Here is a 17,028-nt window from a genome sequence, read left to right as displayed (position 1 = left end):
TTTTAGATGGCAGAAGCCATATCTACGGAAGCATCAATTTTCTTGATAAGCCCCTGTAGCGTTTTTCCCGGTCCTACTTCTACAAATTTTGTAGTCCCGTCTTTAATCATATTCTGTACGGATTGTGTCCATTTTACAGGTCCCGTAAGTTGGGCAATCAGATTTTTCTTGATTTCTTCCGGATCGGAAACTGCTGTTGTGGTAATATTCTGATACACCGGAATCATTGCTTTTCTAAATTTCGTCTGCTCAATGGCTGCAGCCAGCCTTTCCTGTGCAGGCTGCATCAATGGCGAATGAAATGCCCCGTTTACAGGCAGTACCAAAGCTCTTTTAGCACCGGCTTCTTTCAGTTTTGTGCAAGCCTCTTCCACGGCAGATGTTTCACCCGAAATTACCAGCTGCCCCGGACAGTTGTAATTGGCAGGTACTACAATCCCGCTAATCTGTGCACATATTTCTTCAACTTTAGCATCTTCCAATCCTAGAATTGCGGCCATAGAGCTCGGATTGGCATCACAAGCAGCCTGCATTGCTTTTGCTCTTTCGGAAACCAGCTTCAGCCCGTCACTGAAAGACAGGACGCCGTTGGCCACCAATGCTGAAAATTCTCCTAAAGAATGTCCCGCTACCATTTCAGCGCCCAAACCGTTTACGGCTTTCAGCGCAGCAACGGAATGTATAAAAATTGAAGGTTGGGTAACCTCGGTTTTTTTAAGATCTTCATCCGTTCCGCTGAACATGATCGAAAGGATATCAAACCCTAAAATTTCATTGGCCGATTCCATCAGATCCTTGATGTCTTTTCTGGAATCATACAGCTCCTTCCCCATTCCTACGAACTGAGAACCCTGACCTGGAAATACAAGTGCTTTCATGTATTAATTTAAATATTATGCAAATATAACTATAATGTTAAAAATATTCTTTAAAAGCGATTCAAATCATCATTTTACGGAAGTAATCTGATCACCCGGTAGCCCGTATTTACGTACGCTCCGTTTGCTTTGGCTTTTACAAACTCGAACTTTGTTGCCAGCTGAGTCTGCACTTTATTCATCTGCCTGAAGATTTCTCCTTTTCTGTTTTCCCGGGTCAGCATATCGTTGACGATATCGAAACCTACAATGGCAAATTTTGGAGGCGTCTTGCAGTATTTGTTTTTATAGGCAGCAAGAATTTCTTTCTCGAAGCTGCCTTCAGTATTGATCTTCCGGTCCATCAGATATACCAGGTGGGCCTGGCTGAGATCATCTGCTTTTTTCTCAAATACCGGCGCGTAATACATACTGAATGCCTTTACACCCTGTACTTCTTTAGATAAAGCAATTACCCTATTGGCAAACCCTTCAGCAGCAGCATCGGTATCATTTGATAGAATTGCAATCACCGGAGCTGATTGGCCAGTCATCATGTTTTTATCCAGCTGGATATCCGCCGGAGTATTAACGATGGTAATATTTGGATTTTTCAGCGTTTTTTCAAGCCCGGCTTTGATGTAATTGGCATTTTCTTTCTTGGCATCGGCAACGATATATATTTTCTGGTCGGAAAAGGTGGATTTTACTTCATCCACAATTTTATCGGCATAGGTCTGATCGTTGGTTTCCACAATAATCAGGTTGCTGTAGTTATATAATTCCGGAGAATTGGCAAACGGAGCAACAATCGGGATTTTCTGGTTTTTCGTAAATTCCAGAACATCCACTACATTCGATTTGAAGAACGGGCCGATGATCAGATCCGTGTTATTCGGATTGATCTGGGTAAGTGAATTCTTGAATGACGCTTCATTTCCCGAATCGACGATCTTAATATCCAGTTTTTGCCCGTTGGTGGCATTTCTTTCAATGGCAAGCTTTGCTCCCGTAAGGAAATCCAGCGCCATAGCACGGTATTGGGTTTCGCCTGTACTATATCCGAAAGGCAGCATCATGACTACGCTCAGTGCGTCACCGCTTTTCTTCACATAGGCCGGATCCAGCTTTTTTATTTTTAATACCATTCCGGATTTCAATCCTTTGGAAAGTTCCGGATTCAGGGCAATCAGCTCATCAATGGTAATTCCGAACTTATTCACGATGGAAAAGACGGTATCTCCCTGCTGAACGGTATAGGTTACATAATCATCAGCTTCCGCAGTAACTGTAGCAGATGATGATTCTTCGTTTCCGGTATCAACTTTTGCCTTCGGATTGGTGTTTTCTTCAAAGACATCAGCACCGGTACTTCTGTTCCCTGCTTTTTTTACTTTGATTGCTTCACCCGGTTTTAACCCGCGTTCTTCCAATCCCGGATTTAACGCAAACAATTCTTCTTTGGAAATGTTGAACTGTTTTGAAATCCTGTAATAATTGTCTTTCGGCTGAACAGTATATTCGCCTTCCGAAGCAGCAACAGCAGGTATTTCAGCAACCGTTTCCACAGGCGTTGCCGGTGTTGAGACAGCAACCGCTGTATTTTGCTGGGTTCCGCCGTATTTTTTTATGCTTTCAAGAGGAAGAATTACTTCATCTCCGATTTTCATATTGGAATCCAGCTCCGGATTCAGCTTCCGAAGATCGGTTTCCGAAATTCTGTATTGTTTTGTAATTCCGTAGATGGTCTGTTTCGGCTGAAGGATGATCCTGCCGGTCTGCGTATTGCCCGCCTGTCTTGAAGGAGCTGCCATTTTCGGAGCAGCAGCGGCCGTTTTATCATTTTTAACGGTTAAAACCTCTCCCAAAGCCAGCTTTCCGTCTTTCACAGCCGGATTCATCTTCAATAGTTCATCTACCGTAAGTCCGTATTTTTTTGCAATGTTGTAAGGCGTATCGCCTTTCACAACGGTATGCGATCTTTGGGCAGAGACACCCAAAACCATACATAAACTGGATAGTATAAAAAACCTCTTTATCATATTCGGTGATTATAGGTACAAAAATACTTCTTTAAAATTAAATGGCAACTATTATTAGTTTGGACTCCTCAATTTGCATTTCTTCTAAACAAGTTTCCAGCCAAGAATAGCCGTGATCTGCAAAGAAGACACTGAAGTTATACACCCTTTCCTGCCAGTTGCCTGCAGGATTTACTTCCAGAAATAAGTTCTCCAATCTTTCGAGCAGTTCGCTTTTTTTTATTTTTTCGGCATGGAGCAGCCGTTTCTTCATTCTTTTAAAGGATTTCAGCTGCCGTACTTCTTCCGCTTTTACCATATTGCCGAAAGACTTCTCAGTTGTTTCCGCCATGGCTCTTAATTCCGAAAACTGGGTGAGCAATAGGGTTTCCTTTTGCTCCAGTGCTTCAAGAATGGCATTGTTTTCCAGTATTTTATTGTTGCTAACGGCAGCGAAATTCCTGAAAAAATCTTCAATTTTCAAGTTTAGCCTTTCGATTTTCCCTATCGTTTTCTCCTTTAAAAACAACATAGAGTTCCGGGGAATCAGAACAGGAAACGGAATATTAATTTTTGAAAAGTAGTCTTTCAGTTCCAGCCAATACATGATTTCGGCATTTCCCCCGATATACGCCAGGTTCGGCAAAATGGTTTCCTGGTATACCGGGCGCATCAATGCATTCGGGCTGAATTTTTCAGGGTGATTATTCAGTTCATTTATAATTTCTTCTTCCGTAAAAGAAGTGTTTTTATCTACAATAATGTATTTTTTACCATCGAAATCGATCCGGTCCCTGGTTTCTGAAAGGTAAAATAAATTAATTTCACGCGGGTTGACCTGAACTTTCCCGTATTTCTCCGTAAGGAAATTTACTTTGTCTTCAGAGTTCTTATATAAACTGAAATTCAGAAGCTCATCTTTAAAGGTTTCTTTAATCTGCGCTTTCAGCTCTTTCGAATCTCCGTCCAAGATCAGCAATCCGAATTCCGAGAACAACCTATTAACTAAGATCCTGATGGCTTCCGTTAAAGTATTCCCGGGTTTATAGGCTTCTTTCAGCATTAAGATCAGCTCGGTTCCAAAAACACAGTCTTTAAATTCTTTCTCAAATTCAGAAATGAAAAAGGTATCGTTGACGGTAATTCTTCCGACCGCCCCCCCAGACTTTTCATTGGTCTCATAAAAACCGGACTCGGTTTTAAAATGGTTGATTTCCGCAAAATCATGATCTTCAGAAGCCATCCAATAGACCGGAACAAAATTAAAATCCGGAAAGCTCTGTCTTAGATAAGAACAGGTTTTAATGGTCTGCAGAATTTTATATACAAAGAAAACAGGTCCGGAAAAAAGGTTGAGCTGATGCCCGGTCGTGATTGTAAATGTATTTGAAAGTCTGAGATTGCTTAAATTCTCCTTCTGCTTCGATGAAAGTTCAAGTTGCGTAAGCTGTTTTTCCAAAGCATCCGCTAAAATATGTCTTTGCTCTTCCGTAAAAGAATTTTGCTTTTTATGAATCTGTTTTCTGAAATGATCCAAAGAAAAAGTGTGTTCTTCAAAACCCTCAATGTTGTGATTCAGAAAATCCTTTACCAACTGAGGAATGCTTTCTATATCCTGAAAAGATATTTTATTAATCGTTTTCAACGCTGTAAAATTTTAGTTGAACAAATACCATACAATCCCAAGATTCAGCCTGAAATCGTATACAGGATAACTTGGAAATGCATAGGCTTTGTTATGTGAAAGGAAAGTCCCGACCTGCTGCCCTTCGATAAAGAAAAACATTTTTTTCACTTTCATATTGAAATAAATATCGGCAATCGGCTGTCCCCCGATGGAAAATGAATTGGCATCCGGAAGGATATATTCGTTGAGGATCGGGAAATACCTTCTTGAGGCAAACTTCGAGAAATAATATACCTTGATCCCGGTCTGAATCTCTGCTGCTTTTTTAAATGCTTTGGTCTGATAAAAGAAATTGGCGCGGCCGATGAATTCCGGCAGCGGCAAAAGGTCTTTATTGGTCAGAACATTCTGGAACTGCAGCCTTGTATTGAGATGGAAATCTCCATAGCTGAATGTAGCATCACCCCCGATCTGCGAAATATTCACCGGGCTTTCGCTTTGCTGCGGCATTGCATTCGAGTCGAAATAGGTATAATTGTCGATTCTGTAATAATTGGCAAAAAGTTCCGTTCTGAACCACTTTAACCCCAAGCTCCCTCCGATTTCCGAAACCGTCTGATTCTGGGCATTCTGAAGGTAATAATTGTAATTGTTGTAAATGGAAGTATTCAGGATGTAGTTGAATGACGGATATGCACTCTGGAAATTCACCTTGGCATTGACAAAGTAATCTTTTACCGGTTCAAACTTTAAGTTGTTGGTAGTTTTCAGATAAGTGCCGAACTGACTTCCGTTTGAAAATTCCAGGAATGAATTCAGCTGGATTTTATTGAAAAGCTTAACCTGTAAATTTCCTACTGCTCCGAGCCGGCTTTCCTTGATCTCAGTCGGAATCTGCAATACCGGTAAATTGATTGCCGTGGCTCCGAATTTCAGCATCTGATACCGGATCCCTGCGTCAAGCTTAAGTTTCTCATTATCCCAAACCAGGCTTACGGTATTGCTTAAATTATCTGAATACTTTCTCGAGCTCAGCGGCGCATCAGGCACCAGCTGCTGTGGAACATCGTACCAATAAGCCTCCGGTGCATTCTGGCTGTAGTAATATTTATTTCCCTGATGAGAAATGGTATGTCTTATCTTAAAAGGAATTTTTTCTGAGTTGAACGGTGCAAACTGATGCGTCAGATAATATCTCCTGTAGGAAAACTGTGAACTTGATGCGGCGAGGTTTACCTGCATGTTCTGGCGGTTCCTTGAATTGCTGTCACCCTGCTGGAACAGGCTGTCTACAGCAATGCCTCCATTTTCCTGGTTATTGACATTCTGGTGCAGGTAATGCGCAAATAATTCATAATTTCCTTTCTTTGAAACGTAATGCCCTGTGAACAAGGTATTGTTGTTAGAAGCCAGCGAGTTTCTGTACATACCCTGGGAACGCAGTCCGCTGTACTCTAAAGAAAAGTTGAACCGTTTTCCGATATTCTGGGTATACATGGACTTTAAAGCCGCTCCGTTCTTCATCGCGTTGTGGTAAATAAAGGTGGCCGTCGGTGTTTTGACGTCGTAATAATTGATATCGTCAGCGCCAAGAATCCAATACGATTTGTTGGTTGGCAGCACAGCCAGATTCTGTTCCGGAATGACTTCATACGTCAACAGGTTGAATCCCGCCCCGATGTTGGCTACCTGTACCCTTCCGAAGTTGTCGCGGTTGTTATACTGGGAAAAAATATAGGTTTTGTCGTAAGTCATTACGGTATCAAAAACCTTTTTCTCTGAAAATTGCTTCTGGTACAGATAATCGTTAATTGTCGGTTTAAATATTTTCAGGGAGTCCTTCTTTCCCGAATCCACCACCAGGGTATCTTCTTTCGGAAGCTGGTTGGAATCGGTTTTGTTTCTGACCTGAGCACTTACTGTAAAGCTGAAGAAGAGTATTATTGAAAGTATATACTTCATGTGTTGATTTTTATACAAAAATGCAAGTGCAAATTTTGTAAGGCAAAAATAAGAAATAATGGGGAATAAAAACCCGGTACTTTTAGATACAGGATACAATAAATTAATTAGTTTAATTTATTGTGATTTCAATATATTATTTGAACACATTTCATTTCACTAAAAAACAAATTCGAACAACTTAGGATTTAAAAAACAGAATTACTATTAATGAAAACATCTCTTATATTCTAACCAACGCCACTTCTAACAATCTGAAAAATCGTATCGAGAAGCTTCTGAACTATCAATTGAATGTCGCATTTCAAGTTTTTAATACATTTACCCACTGCGCTGCAAAAACACTCAAATTTTCGCTAGTTGTTCACTATAACGGATCAGAGATAAAGCTTTTCGCTATTATTTAGTCTTTTTTGTTTCTGAAATCGAACTTATGTTAATTAGTATTTACAAATCTTTTTGAATTCTGAACATTTATGAATGCATTATTTACAGATAAAATCATTAAGAGTTTAATCATTGTTGCATGATGTAAAGTTAATTGCTACGAATTGTGATCCCCATTTTCAGCAATTACTAAATCATTCTTTTACATCAGCAAATATATTAATAAAAAATCCGCCTCACATGGTTGTGAAACGGATTATATTATAATGAATTAAATTTAGTTTTTAACTAAAGTAAATTTATTATTAAGTGAAGATCCACCAGGTCCTGAAAAATCAAGATCATCGATATTGATAGCACCAGTACAGAAATTAACTGTTCCACTTCCACTTATACCTAAAGCCCCAGTTGAACCACCATAATTAAATGCTTCGTTTGATGCTACTGTGATTTCCCCGTCAGTATTAACAGTTACAAGCATGTATGCCGTACTAAAGTTAGAAATATATGGGTTGTTGCTAGCCAGTATTTTAAATTGGTTAGGTAGTGGCCCCTGTTGCAGGACAACTGTATCTCCTGGGTTATAATCTGCCCAAGTATCAGTTACAACTGTATAGGTTCCGGAAAAAGGAGTTATGCTAAACAAACAGGACTTTGTATATCTTAAAATATAAGTCTGGTCAAAAGTAGCATTCGGAATCGTTCCAGACTGCAATTTAAATACGATTACTTTAGGCTCAACAGTTGCAGTAGCTTCAAGAAGCTTAACTTGAAACTGACCACTGATCTGACCTGCATTTACTGTAACTTCAGGAGTTAAAATCTGAAAATCTGTTCCTTCTACAGCTGTAGAAACAGTTTTATCTACCACCAGTTTCACTTGAGCTGCGCCTGATAGTGACTGAATAGTACCAAAATCGATATTTACCGTTGTAGATCCAGTTCCTTGTTTCACAACAGCCTCCCCGCTCGTACCTTTATTGAAATGCAGGAATGGTTGACCATCATATACCTCTGCCTCATCTTTACAACTGTTAAGCAAGAAGATAAAAGAGACTAATATTAAAAATGCTATTTTTTTCATAAGTTTTGTTAAAATTAATTATAACCAGGGTTTTGTTGAACATTAGGATTAGCATTAATCTCATCCAATGGAATAGGAAGCGAAGTAAATCTGTAATCACTAGCAGGCAGCGTTAACGGCAGTGTCTGATTATCATCATCATATTTATCTCGGTCCACTCCTGCACCTGCAGCTACACCCATTCTTTTTAAATCTAAATAACGATGCCCTTCAAAACAAAGTTCTCTTCTTCTTTCTAAAAGAATATCAGCATAAGCCTGCTGAGGAGAAGTATAGGTAATTGTTGCAGCCAACCCTCCTTTAGATCTATTTCCTCTAATTGTTCTGATTCTTGCAGCAGCAGTCGCCAGATCACCTTCACGAACGGCAGTTTCAGCTAAAATGAAATACATTTCAGACAATCTGAACATCTTGATATCATTTCTCAATTGAGTAGTAGCAGCAACGTTAGCAGGTGTTTTTCCTGGATACTTGTTAATGACAATTACATCTTCTTCCCTAGGATTCGGACCATTAGGATAAAAATTATCAAAGATAGATGATGGATCAACAAAGGCATCCTTTCTAATATCGTCTCCCGGAAGTTGATTATTGATTAAAGAATAGAGTTTTCTACTCATATCAAAGTTTACAGATCCGTTAATATCTGTAGAATTCGTTGTAAATAAGGCTGCAATATTTGACCATGAACCTACAGCACTATTAGGTCTGGATAGAGACCATAAAATTTCACCCCTTGTGGTGTCCTGCCACATCGTAAGATATCCAGTTCCTGCGCTAGCAGGTTGTAGATTTAAACCGCTGGTATTAATAGCTGTTGTTGCATTTAGTTTTGCATTGGTATTATCACCTCTATAGTTATAATATCGTGCTGCAATAGCATAGAGCGCAGGTTTCTGCAAATAATGTTGTGCTAACAAAAGTGATCCTCCTGCTGAAACGCTTGTAGTAGAAAAATTGGTAATTGCATACTGTAAATCCGATTCAATTAAAGCAAAAACATCAGAATTTTTCACTCTCGGTAATTTTGTATTCAATATATTTGCCGGCTCAGTACTTAACATTACCCCTAAAGCATTAGGATCTTTCATATCCGTTGAAAAGTAAGATTCTAAAGTTATATATGCATAAGCTCTCACTGCTCTTGCATGAACTAATATAGCAGTATATAATGCTTTGTCACTATCACTAAGATTATTGTAATTAATCAGCTTACTACCATTCAATAAAATATTTACTTTGTTGATAATATTATAATTACTCACCCAAATTCCTGCAACATCTCCATTAGTTGAATTTAAAACCCATCTATGTGTCTGGATATCGGTTGTACTGACCCCTGCAGGACCGTATCCCACCTCATCAGTAAAGATTGATGTGAATGATATTTCATTCAATGGATCTACTGAAGGATATACGGTTCCATTTAAAAACAGCTTCATATCATTGACCGTTTGAAATGCTGTTGTCTGATCGTTTATCTCACCATCCTGAACGATGTCTAGTGCATCATTACAAGACGTCATCACTAAAAATACTGATAGTATATAAAATATTTTTTTCATTTTCTTAATTTAATTTAAAAATCAACTTTAACTCCTAATGTATACATCCTTGGATTCGGATAAATACTTAAACTCGATCCAACCAAAGGTTCAGGATCGAAACCTCTCCATTTTGTCCATGTAAAAATGTTTTCAGCCTGAACATATATTCTAAGACCTGAAATAGGCATATTTTTTAACATGTCTTTATTCAATTGATATCCAATTGTTGCAGATCTTATTTTAAGGAAAGATGCATCTTTTACAAAATAATCGGAATCCGCTGTATAGTCCCAATTGGTAGCTCTTAAACTCGGCGTATCACTATTTGGGTTGCTTGGACTCCATGCATCTAGCAAGTCAGTGGATAAGTTACCTGAACCTACTGCATTGGACCCTAATCCCACTGGATTTGCTAACCAATATAATGCATTATCAAATTTCTTTACTCCCTGCTGGAATGTAAATAAAGCATCAAAGAAGAAACCTTTGTAAGAAGATTCAAAACCAAAACTTCCTGCATACTTAGGAACAGTACCAACTTGTAAATATTGTGCATCACTTACATCTGGTTTCTCTGTAACACCGCCATCTTTTGTGTAAAACAAAAGATTACCATTGCTCTTGTTAACACCTGCATATTTGTATACAAACCATTCAAACAATTGATGCCCTGCAATTGTAGTCGTTGTTCCTGGTTCCGGATCTCCATTGATTCTGTACTCATTAATTTTGTTATCATTGTAAGAACCATTTGCAAATATACTAAATCTTATATCGTTCTTATTAATAACATTATAACGTAATCCCAATTCAATACCTTTATTCGTCATCTTTCCGTTATTACCAGATACCGAATAAGCTCCTGATACTCCTGAAACAGGGATAGAACTAAATAAGTTTGTTGTTACTTTATTGTAGACATCAATAGTACCTTCTAATTTATTATTCAGTAAGGTAAAATCTAATCCGATGTTTGCCTGTGCCACATCTTCCCATTGTACCGTAGGATTTCCATATCCGAAACCTGAGCCTAATGCATTTCCATACCCGGTTGGTGTAGTATACTGATCCCTTACAACAGTGCTTGCAGTAAGTAATGGATTAGCACCTGGATTACCAGCAAGGATATTTTGGTTACCATTTGTACCATAAGATGCTCTAAGTTTCAAATTACTAAAGGTAGACCCTTCCATGAAAGATTCTTTATCAATATTCCATCTTCCTGACACAGACCAGTAAGTAGCCCACTGATTATCTCCGATAAATCTATAACTTGCGTCTCTTCTAATTGTTCCATTAAAACCATATTTACCTGCATAATCATAATTGGCTGTTAGAAAATATCCTAAGGTACCAGCAGTAATTCTTGATGCGCCCACAGAAGGAAGGTAATTGGTACCATCAAATGGCACATAACCAGTACCAGATCCAGGAACATATGTTCTTGGGTCAAGACCATTTTGATTCCTGGTAGTCGTTCTGTAATAAACTTTGTTATATTCCAAACTGGCCGTAGCATCTACAGTATGTTCACCAGACTGGCCGTTATATCCTGCAGATACTACGTTATTGATACTTAAATCCCTGGTTGTAGTCTGCGTTTCGTTACCTGTATATGTATTAGCTCCTTTGGTTGCCTGAGCCAAATAAGACCATGGCGCACGCCCTGAAATTCTATCGCCTTGTCTATAATCTACACCCAATTTATTATTTAAGCTAAAATTCTTAGTAATGTTATAAGACGCTCCTAAGTTACCTGTAATTGAGACTTGATCAACAAAATTAGGCAGATTGCCCTTAGTTAATAAATTCTCTAGTACATATATATTGTTTCCATTATTGAAATTCGTACCAATTGTATTGAATAAATCTGTACCGTTAGCATAAACTCCAGGAGCTAAATACGGCAAACCTTGTAAAACACCTAAAAGTGGGTTTTGTATGGAGTTGTTTCTAATTGCCGTACTGGTTTCTTCAAACAATTCATTTCTTCTTGAAAAAGCAAGACCAATCTGAGAATTTACTGTTAACTTCTCGTCTTTTGATTTAGCCTGAATATTTGATCTTACAGTAAATCTTTTGAAATCTGTTGTTGGAACAGCACCACCTTGCTCCATATATCCAAAAGAAGTATATGAATTTACAGTACTTCCACCTGCCGAAATAGCTACATCATGAGACTGATACAATTCAGGCTTAAAAAATACACGTTTCCAATCCGTATCAATTCCAGCTGCCTGTCCCGCCAATGCTATATCATAAGAGTTAGGGGTTGCAGTTGTACTTGGCGTCAAACCATAAGCCCTCATAATATCCAAATACTGATTGGTATTAGCAAGATTATATTTATCCAATGGTCTTAAAGACATACCTGTCATACCAGTATATGACACCTTAAAACCACTATTAAATCTTCCTCTTTTCGTTCTTATAACAACAACGCCATTCGCACCTCTGTTACCATAAATAGCAGTCGCTGCGGCATCCTTAAGAACAGTCATCGACTCTATATCATTTGGATTTAAGTTTCTGTATTCAGAAGCATTTGAAGGTACGTCATCAATAACAATCAATGCATCTGTATTACCATTAATTGAACTTGTTCCTCTAATAAGTAGACTGAATTTAGCAGATCCTGGGCTACCTGATCCACCATTCATTAATACACCTGGAGCAGCTCCCTGCAATGTTGTCAGTACATTGGTAACGGGTCTATTTTCAAGAAACACATCGGCTACTGTATTGGAAGCAACTGTTGAGTTCTTTTTTGTAATAGTTTTGGAATAACCTAGTACAACAACCTCTTCGATCTTCTGCTCTTTAACCGGCTTGGTCTTGGTAGAATCTTGAGCAAAAGCCAATTGTCCAGTGAAAAACAGCACACCAGCCGTTAACACACTTAATTTAACATTCATATTAACAAATTTTAATATTATTTCGTGCAAATATGTTAATAAATATTAAAACAGCCAAATTTTTTAAATAAAATTTGCATAAAATAATTTTATGGATTAATGATAGCATATTTTACATATATTTGCCAAAAATATTGTTAAAATGAAAAAATATACTCTTTTTGGATGGCTAGTTTTTGCATCCCTTACAGCCAAAGCTCAAACACAGGAAGAAAAAAGAGATATTGCTAGCCATTCTGACCAGATTGCTAATCAATTACTATTAAAATCTCTAAATACTGAAGAATATCATCGTAGAATCAGAATAGAACAATATTTACAGCAAAATCCAAATATTAAAAAAACAATAAAGTTTGGAGAAATAGGAATACAGGAATTGATAGATGTATTACCTAATGGAGAAAAAATATATGCAAGAACTACTAATTTGGGCGCTGCCTTTACTGCAAGGGCAAATCAGTTATACGGCGGAGGAAGCTTAGGTATAAATGTTCAGGGTCAAAATATGACTGCTGCTATTTGGGATGGTGGTAATGTAAGAAATACACATCAAGAGTTTATGGTGGGAACAAACAGCAAAATAACATTATCTGATGGTTCAAATTTTCAAAACCATCCCACGCATGTTGCAGGTACGATTTGCGCCCAAGGAATAAACGCTGACGTAAGAGGACTTGCATTTAACGCCTCCCTATTATCTTACGATTGGACAAACGATTTAGCTGAAATGTTAGACCAGGCATCCTCAGGATTGCTAGTCTCTAATCATTCATATGGAATAGGGCAATTAAGTAGTTTATGGTTTTATGGAGCTTATGATTCCAGAGCTCGCCAAATTGATAATATCTGTTTTAATAACCCATATTATCTTCCAGTTGTTTCAGCTGGTAATGATCGTAACTCGACTACAGCTCCAGGATCAATTCAAATTAATAGCAAAGAAGGTTATGATATGATTTTTGGTCATGGAAATGCAAAAAACATTATCACCGTTGCGGCCGTAAATCAGATTTTGAATTATGTTACCCCATCTAACGTTGTAATGTCTGCATTTAGTAGCTATGGCCCTTCTGACGACGGTAGAATCAAACCAGATATTTCAATGAAAGGAGTAAATGTTTTATCTACTTTGTCTACTTCTGACACTGCTATCGGATATATGTCGGGAACTTCAATGGCGTCACCCGGAGTTACTGGGGTAGTTCTTTTATTACAGCAATACCATAATCAACTTTATAGTAATTTTATGAGATCAGCAACAGTTAAAGGATTAATTCTCCATACAGCGGATGAGGCAGGAACAACGATTGGTCCGGATTATCGATTTGGCTGGGGGTTGATAAATGCACAGAAGTCTGCAGTTGCTATCCGTGATAAAAATTCCAGTACAAATTCTAAAAGTGTTATCGAAGAACTTACTCTTAACAACAATGCAATATATACTAAAACGATAACTGCCAGCGGAACAACCCCTTTAAAAATATCGATTTGCTGGACAGATCCACAAGCTCCCATTAGCAATAACGGAGATACGGACCCAACTACAAAATATTTGGTTAATGATCTTGATATTAAAGTTACTCAAAATGGTGTAAATTACTTCCCGTGGAAGCTTCAGGGCATGTCTAATCCATCTATGCCTGCTACAAACACAGGAACAAATGATGTTGATAATTTTGAAAGAGTGGATATTAACAATCCTTCCGGAACGTATACAATTACCGTTACACATAAAGGAAATCTATTCGGAAATAGCCAAAGGTTCAGTTTAATTGCTACCTCTGATAATCTGGGCACTCTGTCTACCAATGAAGTAATTAAAGCCAATGATAATAAAGTGGATTTCTATCCTAATCCAGCAAAAGATTATATTCAGATTAATGAGAAAGATAGTGATTTGTTAATTAATATATATGATGCTTCCGGAAAGTTAGTAATAACTTCAAAACTAGTTGATAAAAAAGTAAACATTAGCCACTTAACAAAAGGAAATTATATAGCAAATTTCATTAATAAAAAAGGAGAAATCAAAAGCTTCAAGTTTATTAAAGAATAAGGCAATCTGTTTAAAATATAAAAGAGTTTCTTGCATTGTTGGGAAGCTCTTTTTTATTTGTTTAATCCATTATTACTTTTCAGACGTTACAGACCCAAATAATTGATACTATTAAGTATAATCTTTTATTTATGCCAAGATAAATCAAGAATTGAATCCACTAAATATCCAAGAATCTTTACATGAATTTATATAGAAAAGATGTTTTTTACTGCTGAATTTAACCTTTAACAGATTTGCTATCTCAATATTTATCTATTAAAATGATATTTTGATTTTTAGTCATTTATATAGAAATTAAAACCTACTTACAATAATATATTTTTGTAATTTTACAACAAAGTTTAGAAAAATGACAAAAAATATTATAAGTATTCTCATATTAATATCATCATATACTGTATCAGCACAACAATTAGCCGCATTATCATATAGTGGTGGCCAATTATCAACGGGAGGTACAATGTTTAAGGTAGATTCTCCGGGTTCAAAAAGAGGGTTATCATATGATAAAATCAAAGGTACACCGTATTTAGACAAGACATTTTCTCCGGCAAGATTTATTATTTCTGATAAGATGAATGCTGAAACAGCACCTGCACGCTACAATGCCTATTCTGATAATATAGAATTTAAAAAAGGAGATGAAGTCCTGGCTCTTCTACCTGAGAATCCTTTTACAAGAGTTGAATTCACCGATACGAAACAAACATTAGTAAAATTAAATATTGACGAGGATTTGAAAGGATATTTTTTTGAAGTAGAAAGTGGTAAAAATGCACTATATAAAAAGGTGAAAGCTAAATTTAATGATTTTGCACCTGCCCCAAATTCTTACGCGACGGATAAGCCTGCTAATTTTAATATTTTACCACCTACTTATTATATTAATACAGAAAAAGGATTTATCAAGCGTCCAAATAACAAGAAAGAAATTATTGCACAATTTCCTGAAAAAACAGAAGCTCTAAACAGCTTTTTTAAGGAAAATAAAATTCGATTTGATAAAGAAGAAGATCTGAAAAAACTGGTTAGTTTTCTAAATCAATAAAAAGTTTATCCGGAAATTATAGTGGTAAATTTTCCTTCTGGATTATAGAAAGAGATTGTTTCTTATGAGACAATCTCTTTTTATTCTACTGCTTTGTAAAAACCATTTCCAAAGGAAAAATGCTTCCCAGATAAACTGTAGTTGGTGTTCTCTTAGTAAGATAATTTATCACTCTCACAAATATCTTTTTTCTTAAAATTCAGAAAACAAATCCTTGAGTGACTGCTATATATTTTTTCTTTTTTTTATAGTATGGTTTTACAAACTCAGGCATAGAGTAATGTTTTGTTTTATAAAACGAGTCGTTGATTATAATTTTTACCCTTTCAGAATTTTTTATTTTCTGAGGAAATACCTTTTTATAATTAATAAAAGGGTAATTATTTTTATAAGGCAAAACCCACTTATTATTTTTAATCGGGTAGACTTTCTCTACAAAACTTTGACACCACATATTTTCTAATCTTATAACACCAATAAGAACATATTGACTTTTTTTGGCTTCTTGAATTTCAAAGATTGGGGGCTCAGAGATATATGTCGTATGAACAGAACTTAACAGTTTTTCAGCATACTGTCCTTTTATTACTTTTATGACCTTGTAAGTTTTTTGGCTTTCAATACTTTCTCTCAAAGGAACATTTCTTTTCATTAACGGTAAAAGAACAGCATCATCATCTATTTTAAAAAAATCATGCTCATATTTATAACTGGGAATAATAATTCTATTGCTAAGTTTTAATTCTTGTTTTTCTTCTATTTTTTCTCCTATAAAAAAAAATTGATATCGATATTCATATTTCTGTGAATATGTAAAAACAATAAATAAAGCTTAAGATAAATATAGCAATCTTCATATTCTTACTGCTTTTTGAAAACCATCTCCAAAGGAAATGTACTTCCCAGATAAACCGTAGTTAGTGTTCTCCCAATCTGATAAGTACCTTCTCCTACTTTACCCTTAAACTTCATTTGTGTGGTTGAGAGTTTTTTTAATACTACTATAAAACTTTTCTCTTTTTTGACATCCTTAAAAAAAGAAGCTACAACGCCGCCTCCACATTCTATGTCAAATTCAACTTTCAATCCATAGTCATCCATCAAATTATCTCCAGAAGTATCTATAATTGTGAATCCATTTTCTTTGTAGGTATAATAGCCAACCAATCTGTCAGCGTAGTAATTATCTGTACCCGAAGTATAGTGATATTTAGTCTGCTTAATCAATGTTAGAGTCATTTCTCGATTTCCTGACATCTATTTCCATACACCTAAATAAGGCATAATTATATCGCTTATATCTTTCAAATACAGACTTCCATCATTTAAGTTAATAGAATTATGATTGCAAACATCAGCAGCGTCAATAATATTAGTCTGACTTTTACAATTAACAGTTAGCAGTAATATTATTAATAAAATTATTTTGCTCATTTTTTTGTTTCTTAAAGTTATAAAGGGCAGTCATCTTTCTTTACCGTTCCATCGGGATCTAATCTCAGCTTGCCCCATCTTGAATCA

11 protein-coding genes are annotated in these 17,028 nt (G+C 36.5%); 2 read left to right on the top strand and 9 right to left on the bottom strand.

Annotated features, from left to right (window positions below; all coding sequences use genetic code 11):
* Positions 1-2 precede the first annotated feature (2 nt).
* From fabD to FY557_RS07440, 7 genes are all read right to left on the bottom strand, one after another.
* Positions 3-878 carry an ACP S-malonyltransferase gene (gene fabD, locus FY557_RS07470; RefSeq protein ID WP_149246661.1) on the bottom strand — a complete coding sequence of 292 codons (876 nt, stop codon included), beginning with the start codon at positions 876-878 and terminating at the stop codon, positions 3-5.
* Between the two features lie 74 nt (positions 879-952).
* A complete protein-coding gene (locus FY557_RS07465) occupies positions 953-2,899 on the bottom strand; it encodes a LysM peptidoglycan-binding domain-containing protein (RefSeq protein ID WP_149246660.1) in 1,947 nt (648 codons plus the stop codon).
* 37 nt (positions 2,900-2,936) lie between these two features.
* Positions 2,937-4,523, bottom strand: coding sequence for a bacillithiol biosynthesis cysteine-adding enzyme BshC (bshC, locus tag FY557_RS07460; RefSeq protein ID WP_149246659.1), 1,587 nt, complete (start codon positions 4,521-4,523; stop codon positions 2,937-2,939).
* 12 nt (positions 4,524-4,535) lie between these two features.
* Complete coding sequence (locus FY557_RS07455) at positions 4,536-6,467, bottom strand: putative porin (RefSeq protein ID WP_149246658.1); 1,932 nt, start codon at positions 6,465-6,467, stop codon at positions 4,536-4,538.
* A gap of 664 nt (positions 6,468-7,131) precedes the next feature.
* The gene (locus tag FY557_RS07450) at positions 7,132-7,938 is read right to left on the bottom strand and encodes a DUF4843 domain-containing protein (protein WP_149246657.1); all 807 of its coding nucleotides are present in this window, start codon (positions 7,936-7,938) and stop codon (positions 7,132-7,134) included.
* A 14-nt stretch (positions 7,939-7,952) separates the two neighbouring features.
* Positions 7,953-9,503, bottom strand: a complete 1,551-nt coding sequence (locus FY557_RS07445; RefSeq protein WP_149246656.1) for a RagB/SusD family nutrient uptake outer membrane protein — start codon at positions 9,501-9,503, stop codon at positions 7,953-7,955.
* Between the two features lie 14 nt (positions 9,504-9,517).
* Positions 9,518-12,400 carry a SusC/RagA family TonB-linked outer membrane protein gene (locus FY557_RS07440; protein ID WP_149246655.1) on the bottom strand — a complete coding sequence of 961 codons (2,883 nt, stop codon included), beginning with the start codon at positions 12,398-12,400 and terminating at the stop codon, positions 9,518-9,520.
* 142 nt (positions 12,401-12,542) lie between these two features.
* On the opposite strand from FY557_RS07440, the gene FY557_RS07435 reads away from it, so the two are divergent.
* Together FY557_RS07435 and FY557_RS07430 are read left to right on the top strand one after the other, a co-directional pair.
* A complete protein-coding gene (locus tag FY557_RS07435) occupies positions 12,543-14,456 on the top strand; it encodes a S8 family serine peptidase (protein WP_149246654.1) in 1,914 nt (637 codons plus the stop codon).
* Between the two features lie 352 nt (positions 14,457-14,808).
* Positions 14,809-15,507: a hypothetical protein gene (locus FY557_RS07430; RefSeq protein WP_149246653.1), complete on the top strand. Its 699-nt coding sequence runs from the start codon at positions 14,809-14,811 to the stop codon at positions 15,505-15,507.
* Between the two features lie 199 nt (positions 15,508-15,706).
* Here the strand turns inward: FY557_RS07430 and FY557_RS07425 are convergent, their stop codons facing one another.
* Both FY557_RS07425 and FY557_RS07420 read right to left on the bottom strand, forming a co-directional pair.
* Positions 15,707-16,159: a hypothetical protein gene (locus FY557_RS07425; protein WP_149246652.1), complete on the bottom strand. Its 453-nt coding sequence runs from the start codon at positions 16,157-16,159 to the stop codon at positions 15,707-15,709.
* 209 nt (positions 16,160-16,368) lie between these two features.
* Complete coding sequence (locus FY557_RS07420) at positions 16,369-16,764, bottom strand: hypothetical protein (protein WP_149246651.1); 396 nt, start codon at positions 16,762-16,764, stop codon at positions 16,369-16,371.
* Positions 16,765-17,028 lie beyond the last annotated feature (264 nt).

The organism is Chryseobacterium sp. SN22 (assembly GCF_008329705.1).
Classification (GTDB): domain Bacteria; phylum Bacteroidota; class Bacteroidia; order Flavobacteriales; family Weeksellaceae; genus Chryseobacterium.
The sequence above is the reverse complement of the archived record's forward strand: the minus strand, read 5'-3'. Positions and strand labels throughout refer to the sequence as shown.